At 28.4% G+C, this 2,149-nt stretch carries 2 protein-coding genes; both read left to right on the top strand.

Annotated features, from left to right (window positions below):
* On the top strand, nucleotides 1–998 hold a 998-nt coding region (locus tag AACQ14_RS23790), incomplete at its 5' end, for an alpha/beta fold hydrolase (RefSeq protein ID WP_339366023.1).
* Between the two features lie 8 nt (nucleotides 999–1,006).
* Nucleotides 1,007–1,669, top strand: a complete 663-nt coding sequence (locus tag AACQ14_RS23785; RefSeq protein WP_339366022.1) for a TetR/AcrR family transcriptional regulator — start codon at nucleotides 1,007–1,009, stop codon at nucleotides 1,667–1,669.
* Nucleotides 1,670–2,149 lie beyond the last annotated feature (480 nt).

Below are 2,149 nucleotides of genomic sequence, written 5' to 3'. Positions count from 1 at the left end.
ACTTACAGAATGCAAAGAGTGTATTCAAAGAACTTGGAGAAAAAGCTGTAAATGATAATAGGTGGCTTGTAGGTGCTACATATTTACGTGCTGCTGAATTTTTTTCTTTGGGTAATGACCCTGAAAAAAAAGAGTTATATGATAAATGCATGAAAGCCTATATTAAGGCTTATACAAACGAACCTATCATATATGAAAAAGTCCCATATGATAAGGGATTTTTACCTGTTATGAGATTAACGGCAAAGCAATCAAGTAAAGGTTGTATTATTCTACATGGTGGATATGATTCGTTTATACAAGAGCTGTATCCTTTTTGCAAAACTTTTGTTGATAATGGGTATGATATTATTATGTTTGAAGGTCCTGGTCAAGGTGGTGCCCTTAATGAGTATGGTATGGTCTTGACACATGAGTGGGAAAAACCTGTTTCAGTAATTCTTGATTACTATGGATTAGAAGATGTAACATTAATAGGAATATCTTTGGGAGGGTATCTAGCGGCTAGAGCTGCAGCTTTCGAAAAACGTATTGGCAGGATTGTTCTCTATGATATAATTTATGATTTTTATCAAGCTTTTATAAATAAATTCCCAGAGTCTTTACAAGAGTTAATTGAACATTTTTTACCTTTTAAAGATAATCCTTTTTGGCAGGAAGCAGAATCAAAGATATCTGAGAATCTTTTCTTGCAATGGTTGATTCTTCATGGTTATCATGTATTTGGTGTTGATTCAATTCACCAATATCTCATTAGCATGAAAAACTATCATACCAAAGAAATATCAAAACATATTAATCAGGATGTACTTATGCTTGCAGGAGAAGAGGATATCTATACTACATTTTTTGATAAACAGAGAGAGATACTTACTCATGCAAAATCTGTTACTGGAAGAATATTCACAAAAGAGGAATCAGCTTCTCATCATTGTCAAATAGGCAATATTTCTCTTGCTCTAAATTACATCTTAGACTGGATTGAAAGGAAAAGGTGATATGATATATGTGGACAGCGAAAAAAGGTGATGAAAGGAAAAAAGAATTTATTGAAACTGCTATTGAAATGTTCAAGACAAAAGGTTATGAAAAAACCTCTATTAATGATATTCTAAGAGCTATTAATGTTACAAAAGGTGCATTTTATTACTATTTTAGCTCGAAAGAAGAACTCTTGGATGCCATCATTGAGTATCTTACTCATGAGATGCAAACATTGATAAAAGTTATTTCTGATAATGAAGATTTATCTGCTGTAGCCAAATTGGAACATATTTTTTGTGACTCTAACCAATTAAGAAAAGATAATGCATTAATTTATCGCCAATTATATGAATTGCAGAGGAAAGATGAAAATGCATATGTAGCTAAAAAGTTTATGCAAAATATTCTAAATACCAATGTAAAATATATTCAAACTATTATTGATCAAGGTATAGAAGAAGGTATTTTCAATACAACTAATCCAAAAGAAATGGCAGAATTGTATATCCGTATGACTTCCTTATGTAAAGAGAAAATAGCTGAATTCATTAATGACCCAGCTTTTGAAGATGATCGTGAAGCTAATATTAAGAAAATCAATGATTTGATTATCTTTTACCAAAATACTATTGAAAGAGTTCTAGGTGCATCCAATGGCACTCTTGATTTTTTACTAGATAAATAGGTATTTTATTTATATGAGAAATCCCACGATTAAAGGTCTTTCTACGTGGATACAATTTGACGATAATTAATAGTTCTAAGAAATAATTATTAATTTATCTATAGACATGTCACTTAATGATATTTTAAGTTGACATGTTTTTTATCTTAGATTAGTATTCAACGGTAATTTAACTAAATGAAAAAAGTTAGTTTATTTAAATAATTTAACTGGAAATAAAGAAAAATAATATAAATTAAAATAAATAAAAATATTCAAAATTATATTGACATAAATTTTAAATACTGCTAATATACATGTAGATAGATTTAGACTAAATACTAAAAAATATTAAAATTAATGACAAAATTATTCTATTATATAATGCTGAAAATTGTAAATCCAATGAGTTAAGTTATATATTAAGATAAATAGATTAGTTTAGCTGCAGATAATACTAATCCTTTTATAAATAAAACCTAAAAAGCAATTTGGTAATAT

The organism is Vallitalea maricola (genome assembly GCF_036985595.1).
In the GTDB taxonomy this organism is placed as follows: Bacteria; Bacillota; Clostridia; order Lachnospirales; family Vallitaleaceae; genus Vallitalea; species Vallitalea maricola.
The sequence above is the reverse complement of the archived record's forward strand: the minus strand, read 5'-3'. Positions and strand labels throughout refer to the sequence as shown.

Coding starts and splice junctions, on each gene's coding strand:
- AACQ14_RS23785 (WP_339366022.1), top strand. CDS start 1,007: ATGTGGACAGCGAAAAAAGGTGATGAAAGGAAAAAAGAATTTATTGAA.